This is a genomic window from Nocardiopsis synnemataformans, assembly GCF_965343085.1.
In the GTDB taxonomy this organism is placed as follows: Bacteria; Actinomycetota; Actinomycetes; order Streptosporangiales; family Streptosporangiaceae; genus Nocardiopsis; species Nocardiopsis alborubida.
Genome location: NZ_CBDRFA010000140.1, coordinates 1 through 6814, shown reverse-complemented (window position 1 = coordinate 6814; position 6814 = coordinate 1). Strand labels below are relative to the sequence as shown.

The following is a 6814-nucleotide window of genomic DNA, read 5'->3' as shown; positions in this document are numbered from 1 at the left end:
CGCCCTCCAGTTCCACGCCCGCCTCGCGCAGCCGCTCCAGCGCCGCGTCCACGGTCGGGCGCGACACCCCGGCGGTCAGCCCGAGCAGCACCCGCGTGCGCAGGCCCTCGGCCACCGCGTCCAGGGCGGTCGCCTTCACGCAGTGGTCCATGGCGATGCCCACCACGTCCACCTCGTCCACGCCGCGCTCGCGCAGCCACGAGCCCAGCGTGACCTTGCCCTCCCTGGTCACACCCTCGAAACCGCTGTAGGCGGCCGTGTAGTGCCCCTTGTCGAAGACCTCCTCGGCCAGCGAGGCGTCGAAACCGGGATGGAACTCCACCCCCGGCGTGCCCGCCTCGCAGTGGCGCGGCCAGCTGTCCACGAAGTCGGGCTCCTCTGAGAAGTGCTTCCCCGGATCGATGTGGAAGTCGCGCGTGGCCACCACGTGGTCGTAGTCGCTCGCGCGGGCGTACTCGGTGACGGCGGCCGCGGTGCTGGCTCCGCCCGCCACCCCCAGGTTCCCTCCCTCGCAGAAGTCCTTCTGCACGTCCACCACGATGAGCGCCCTCACAGCGGCACCCCTTTCCGTCGTCGTCGGACCCGCTCGGGCCCGTGTACCGTCACCCGGCTGACCTGCGCGAACCACCGTGCGGAGACCACCCGGACGGCCGCTCGCTGATGCGAGAGCCTCCACGGAACACCCTCTAGTGGAACACCGTCGGCAGCGCGGCCTCACCACGCGACATCCGCAGGGCCTCCTCGGGCAGTTCCGCCACTGTCGCCCGGTGCCGCTCCCGGGCCTCGTGCACGCTCTCGTGGCCCACCACCACGCCGTCGGCGACCAGCGGCCGCAGCAGCGGGCGCGTCCCCACCTGCGGGGACGGCGGATGGGGGTAGACCTCCTCGGCCACAGCCGTTCCCTTGTCATCCAGGCGCCGCACCGCCCACTTGCGCCCGCCTCGGCTCGGCTTGCCCACCGAGCGCTTGGCCACCGGCTCCAGCGGTGCGTCCTCCTCTAGGCCGCGCGCCCGCGCCACCAGCTTGTACACCAGGGACACCGTCGGCGCGCCCGAACCGGTCACCAGGGAGGTGCCCACCCCGTAGCCGTCCACCGGTGCCACCGCCAGGGCCTGGATGGAGTGCTCGTCCAGGTCCCCGGTCACCACGATGCGGGTGTCCGTCGCGCCCAGGGAGTCCAGCTGCGCCCGCACGCGCCCGGCCTGGGCGGCCAGGTCACCCGAGTCGATCCGCACCGCGCCCAGCTCGGACCCGGCCAGCTCCACGGAGGTGCGCACCGCGCGCTCCACGTCGTAGGTGTCCACCAGCAGCGTCGTCCCGCTGCCCAGGGACTCCAGCTGCGCCTTGAACGCGTGCCGCTCGCTGTCGTGCAGCAGCGTGAACGCGTGCGCCGCCGTCCCGCCGGTCGGCACTCCGTGGGAGCGCCCGGCCTCCAGGTTGGAGGAGGTGGCGAACCCCGCGACGTAGGCTGCGCGGGCCGCGGCGACCGCGGACCGCTCGTGCGTGCGCCGCGACCCCATCTCGATCAGCGGCCGACCGCCCGCCGCCACCGCCATCCGCGTCGCGGCGGAGGCGATCGCGCTGTCGTGGTTGTACACCGACAGGGCCAGTGTCTCCAGGAGCACGGCCTCGGCGAAGGAGGCCTCCACCACCAGGATCGGCGATCCGGGGAAGTACGCCTCGCCCTCGCCGTAGCCCCACACGTTGCCCGAGAACCGGTAGTCGGCCAGCCACTCCACGGTGCGTTCGTCCACGATCCCGTTGTCGGACAGGAAGTCGAGTTCCTCCGTGCCGAACCGGAACCGCTCCAGCAGCTCCAGGAAGCGGCCCGTTCCGGCCACGACCCCGTACCTGCGCCCCTCCGGCAGCCGCCGGGCGAACATCTCGAACACCGAGTGGCGGGCGGCGGCGCCGCTGTGCAGCGCTCCCTGGAGCATCGTCAGTTCGTAGTGGTCGGTGAGCAGCGCGCTGCTGCTGTCCTCGCTCATGCGAACGAGCCTAATCCGTGCCGGTTGGGCCGGATGATGTTGCCCCCACCAGCACCGGGCCGCCGCGGCCCCTGCGGCCCGCCAACAATACCCATTTGGTTGGTAGGGAACCGGATGTAGGTACTCTGGAGGCATGCTGAGGATTGATCGCGCGATCTACGACAGGATCGTCGCACACGCCCGCCGCGACCACCCCGACGAGGCGTGCGGCGTCGTGGCCGGACCCGAGGGCTCCGACAGCCCCGAGCGCTTCGTCGAGATGGTCAACGCCGAACGGTCGCCGACCTTCTACCGGTTCGACTCCCTCGAACAGCTCAAGGTCTGGCGGGAGATGGACGACCGCGACGAGGAACCCGTCGTGATCTACCACTCCCACACCGCGACCGAGGCCTACCCCTCGCGCACCGACGTCTCCTACGCGTCCGAGCCGGGCGCCCACTACGTGCTCGTGTCCACGCGCGAGCCCGACACCGTCGAGTTCCGCTCCTACCGGATCGTCGACGGCCAGGTCACCGAGGAACCGGTGGAGGTCACCGGGCCCGGCGACGGCGCCGCGACCGCCCCGTAGGTTCCACACCACACGGGGCGGCGCCCAGGAATGGGCACCGCGCGCCCCCTGTTGGCAATGAACGCACACCAACGACCGCTAACGGAGAAACCTTCATGGCCATCGAGGTCCGCATCCCGACCATCCTGCGCAACCTGACCGGCGACGCCAAGGTCGTCGAGGGTTCCGGCGACACCCTCGGTAAGCTGTTCGCCGACCTGGACAGCCGCTACCCCGGCATCGCCGGGCGCCTGGTGGACGATGGCAAGCTGCGCCGCTTCATCAACGTCTACCTCAACGACGAGGACGTGCGTTTCGTCGGCGGTCTGGAGGCCGAGCTCTCCGACGGCGACAACGTGACGATCCTGCCGGCCGTGGCCGGCGGAAGCCGCTAGGCCGCACATGCGCTACGACTCCCTGCTCGACTCCCTCGGCGGCACGCCGCTCGTCGGCCTGCCCCGGCTCTCGCCCTCGCCGCAGGTCCGGCTCTGGGCGAAACTGGAGGACCGCAACCCCACCGGCTCGATCAAGGACCGCGCCGCGTTCTTCATGATCGAACAGGCCGAGAAGGACGGGCTGCTCTCCCCGGGCTGTACCATCCTGGAGCCGACGTCGGGGAACACCGGCATCTCGCTGGCCATGGTCGCCAAGCTGCGCGGCTACCGCATGGTCTGCGTCATGCCGGAGAACACCTCCGCCGAGCGCAAGCAACTGCTGGCCATGTGGGGTGCCGAGGTCCACTTCTCCGACGCCGCGGGCGGTTCCAACGAGGCCGTCCGCGTCGCCAAGGAGATGGCCGCGGCCCACCCCGAGTGGGTGATGCTCTACCAGTACGGCAACCCGGCCAACGCCCGGGCCCACTACGAGACCACCGGGCCCGAGATCCTCGCCGACCTGCCGGGGATCACCCACTTCGTGGCGGGGCTGGGCACCACCGGCACCCTCATGGGAGTGGGTCGCTACCTGCGCGAACACCGGCCCGGCGTGCAGATCGTGGCGGCCGAGCCCCGGTACGGCGAGCTGGTGTACGGGTTGCGCAACCTCGACGAGGGGTTCGTGCCCGAGCTCTACGACGAGTCGGTGCTCACCACCCGCTTCTCCGTGCCCTCCGAAGCCGCCCTCAGGCGGACCCGGGAACTCCTGGACAAGGAGGGCATCTTCGCGGGCGTCTCCACAGGCGGCGCCCTGCACGCCGCGCTGGGCATGGCCCGCAAGGCCGAGAGCGCGGGGGAGAGCGCCGACATCGCGTTCGTCATCGCCGACGCCGGCTGGAAGTACCTGTCCACCGGTGCCTACGAGGGCACGCTGGAGGAGGCCGAGGAACGCCTCGACGGCCAGCTCTGGGCCTAGGTCCAGAGCTGCGGAACCCGCCCGGCATCCGCCGTGACCCGTCCGGGGAACGGCGGTCCGGGCCCCGGCGGAGGCCGGCGCCTTCGGGCGCCGGCCTCCGCGCCGTTCTGAACACCAGTGAAACAGGCCCCGAACAAACAAGACATACGTCGTCAAGCGGTGTGAAAAATTCACACGTGACCGAGGTCGCGTGAGACGCGGGCCACATTTTGTACCACCTGGCCGGGCATTGGGGTACACCCGTAACAACGGGATATCCGCAGAACCAGCCGCCATCCGCACTCCGCACAGACTCTCGGCGGGGGTGCCACGGACGCCGCGCGGCCCATCGAGAAGGCGACGACGACGTGCGACTCACGATTATCGGGTCCTCGGGGAGCTTCCCCGGGCCGGACAGCCCGGCTTCCTGCTACATGCTCGAAGCGGACGGTTACCGCCTCCTGCTCGACATGGGCAACGGCGCGCTCGGAGCTCTCCAGCGGCACATCGACATCTACTCCGTCGACGCCGTCTACCTGAGCCACCTGCACGCCGACCACTGCTTCGACCTGTGCTCGTACTGGGTGGCCAGGGCGTACCACCCGGGCGGTGCCAAGCCCCGCATCCCGGTCTACGGGCCCCAGGGCGTGGCCCGGCGGATGGCCGAGGCCTACGGCCTGGACCCCGATCCGGGCATGACCGAGGTGTTCGAGTTCCACGAACTCGCTCCCGGACCGTTCTCGCTCGGCCCCTTCCGGGCCCGTGTCGACCACGTCAACCATCCGGTGGAGGCCTTCGGTATCCGCCTGGAGCACGGCGGTGCGGCCATGGCCTACTCCGGAGACACCGGGGTGTGCGACTCCCTGGTGGACCTGGCCACCGACACCGACCTGTTCCTGTGCGAGGCCGCTTTCCAGGACCACCTCGACCACCCCAAGGACATGCACCTGACGGGCAGCGAGGCGGGCGAGCACGCCAGCCGGGCCCGCGCCCGCCGTCTGCTGCTGACCCACCTGGTGCCCTGGAACGACGACGACGTCACCCTCACGGAGGCGCGCTCCACCTACGGCAGCCCCATCGGCCTGGCCCGCAGCGGCCAGGTGCACACGGTCGGCGGCTGACCGGGGCAGGGGGAGGGGTCCGGCCGTGTGGTTTCGCGCTCCAGCACCGCGGGGCACTCCACGGATATACGCTCTTGTCCATGGCCCGACCTGACGGACGCGTTCCGACCCAACTCCGCCCTGTGACCATCACCCGTAACTGGCTCCGCCACGCGGAAGGCTCCGTACTCGTCGAGTTCGGGGACACCCGCGTGCTGTGCGCCGCCAGCGTCGAGGACGGTGTCCCGCGCTGGCGCCGCGGCACCGGCGAGGGGTGGGTCACCGCCGAGTACGCGATGCTGCCCCGCGCCACCGACACCCGGGGCTCCCGTGAGTCGGTCCGCGGCAAGATCGGCGGCCGCACCCACGAGATCTCCCGTCTGGTCGGCCGCTCCCTGCGCGCCGTCGTGGACTTCAAGGCGATGGGCGAGCACACCATCACCCTGGACTGCGACGTGCTCCAGGCCGACGGCGGCACCCGCACCGCCGCGATCACCGGCGCGTACGTGGCACTGGCCGATGCGATGAAGTGGCTGCGCAAGCGCCGCAAGCTCAAGAACAACCCGCTGACCGGGTCCCTGGCCGCGGTCAGCGTGGGCGTGGTCCAGGGCCAGCCCCGGCTGGACCTGAACTACCTGGAGGACTCGGTCGCCGACACCGACATGAACGTCGTCCTCACCGGCGACGGGAAGTTCATCGAGGTGCAGGGCACCGCCGAGGGTGCACCCTTCGACCGGGACCTGCTCAACCAGTTGCTCGACCTCGCCGTCTCCGGCTGCGGGGAACTGACCGCGATCCAGAAGAAGGCTCTGTCGGAGTGACCGCCACCCCACGGGTCGGTGCCCGTACCGGCGGTGCGCCCCAGGGAGGGGGAACCGTGAAGATCGTCCTGGCCACGCGCAACGCGAAGAAGGTCCCGGAGATGCGGGCCATCCTGGCCGACGCCGGGGTGGAGGCTCAGGTGCTCTCGCTCGACGCCTTCCCGGACGCGCCGGAGGTGCCCGAGACCGAGGCGTCCTTCCTCGGCAACGCGCTGCTCAAGGCGCGGGCCATCGCCGAGCACACCGGACTGCCCGCCGTCGCCGACGACTCCGGTCTCGCCGTGGACGAACTGCGCGGGATGCCCGGCGTGCTGTCCGCGCGCTGGGCGGGCCGCTTCGGTGCGGGCGACCAGGACCGGGCCAACCTGGACCTGGTCCTGGACCAGATGGCCGACGCCCCGGCCGAGCGCAGGGGCGCCGAGTTCGTGTGCGCGGCTGTGCTGGTGATGCCGGACGGGACCGAGGCCGTCGCCGAGGGGGTGCTGCGCGGCCGTCTGGTGCGCGAGCGCCGCGGGGAGAACGGCTTCGGGTACGACCCGGTGTTCGTCCCCGAGGGAGAGAGCCGCACCACGGCGGAGCTGTCCCCGGAGGAGAAGAACGCGATCAGCCACCGGGGGATCGCCTTCCGCATGCTCGCCCGGGAGCTCGCGGACATCCTCTGAGGTCCTCGTCTGTCCTCGTCCCCGGGGCGGCCCCGCCCCGGGGACAGAAAATCCCGTCCTCCCATGTTTGGCCCCGCAGCCTCCGGGAAGGGTCTGTCTCAGACGACAAGCAAGCCGACGAACGACCAGGCCCCGGACAGGAGTCCCCTCCGAGTCCAGGCGGATTTGACGCCGCCGCTGAGGTTGCCTAAACTCGATCGGGTCGCTGCGGGACGGCGAGACACCCCACGGGGTCGGCTCGGAACCGGACCGCTATTCTGACCTCCTCTCCAGGCTTCGATGGTTCGAGCATGTGCTCGGGGCGTGTAGGCTCGGGGAGTTGCCTCGAAAGAGGAACCGGTCTTCCTGATCCGGTGCAATTCCGCAG

General features: G+C 70.9%; 8 protein-coding genes. 6 read left to right on the top strand and 2 right to left on the bottom strand.

All coding sequences use genetic code 11. The features are described from left to right. Window positions 1–553 (bottom strand): nicotinamidase (locus ACSIH6_RS38840; RefSeq protein WP_435113800.1); only part of this gene is annotated, 553 nt, incomplete at its 3' end. A gap of 133 nt (window positions 554–686) precedes the next feature. Further along, on the bottom strand, window positions 687–1988 hold the full coding sequence (locus ACSIH6_RS38835; protein WP_435113798.1) for a nicotinate phosphoribosyltransferase: 1302 nt from the start codon (window positions 1986–1988) through the stop codon (window positions 687–689). Between the two features lie 133 nt (window positions 1989–2121). On the opposite strand from ACSIH6_RS38835, the gene ACSIH6_RS38830 reads away from it, so the two are divergent. From ACSIH6_RS38830 to rdgB, 6 genes are all read left to right on the top strand, one after another. Next, window positions 2122–2556: a M67 family metallopeptidase gene (locus tag ACSIH6_RS38830; RefSeq protein ID WP_061083708.1), complete on the top strand. Its 435-nt coding sequence runs from the start codon at window positions 2122–2124 to the stop codon at window positions 2554–2556. 95 nt (window positions 2557–2651) lie between these two features. Continuing rightward, window positions 2652–2930: a MoaD family protein gene (locus tag ACSIH6_RS38825; RefSeq protein WP_017567442.1), complete on the top strand. Its 279-nt coding sequence runs from the start codon at window positions 2652–2654 to the stop codon at window positions 2928–2930. Window positions 2931–2937: 7 nt separating this feature from the next. Further along, window positions 2938–3885: a PLP-dependent cysteine synthase family protein gene (locus ACSIH6_RS38820; RefSeq protein WP_435113795.1), complete on the top strand. Its 948-nt coding sequence runs from the start codon at window positions 2938–2940 to the stop codon at window positions 3883–3885. Between the two features lie 347 nt (window positions 3886–4232). Then, window positions 4233–4985 (top strand): MBL fold metallo-hydrolase, encoded by a 753-nt coding sequence (locus ACSIH6_RS38815; RefSeq protein ID WP_435113793.1) that lies wholly within the window; start codon window positions 4233–4235, stop codon window positions 4983–4985. Between the two features lie 80 nt (window positions 4986–5065). Next, window positions 5066–5785 (top strand): ribonuclease PH, encoded by a 720-nt coding sequence (rph, locus tag ACSIH6_RS38810; RefSeq protein WP_082768660.1) that lies wholly within the window; start codon window positions 5066–5068, stop codon window positions 5783–5785. Between the two features lie 56 nt (window positions 5786–5841). Beyond that, window positions 5842–6447 carry an RdgB/HAM1 family non-canonical purine NTP pyrophosphatase gene (rdgB, locus tag ACSIH6_RS38805; protein ID WP_435113791.1) on the top strand — a complete coding sequence of 202 codons (606 nt, stop codon included), beginning with the start codon at window positions 5842–5844 and terminating at the stop codon, window positions 6445–6447. The last annotated feature ends 367 nt before the right edge of the window (window positions 6448–6814 follow it).

Bases quoted from the DNA above. Each gene is read 5' to 3' on its own strand.
- ACSIH6_RS38835 (WP_435113798.1), bottom strand. From the start codon at position 1,988: ATGAGCGAGGACAGCAGCAGCGCGCTGCTCACCGACCACTACGAACTG.
- ACSIH6_RS38830 (WP_061083708.1), top strand. From the start codon at position 2,122: ATGCTGAGGATTGATCGCGCGATCTACGACAGGATCGTCGCACACGCC.
- ACSIH6_RS38825 (WP_017567442.1), top strand. From the start codon at position 2,652: ATGGCCATCGAGGTCCGCATCCCGACCATCCTGCGCAACCTGACCGGC.
- ACSIH6_RS38820 (WP_435113795.1), top strand. From the start codon at position 2,938: ATGCGCTACGACTCCCTGCTCGACTCCCTCGGCGGCACGCCGCTCGTC.
- rph (WP_082768660.1), top strand. From the start codon at position 5,066: ATGGCCCGACCTGACGGACGCGTTCCGACCCAACTCCGCCCTGTGACC.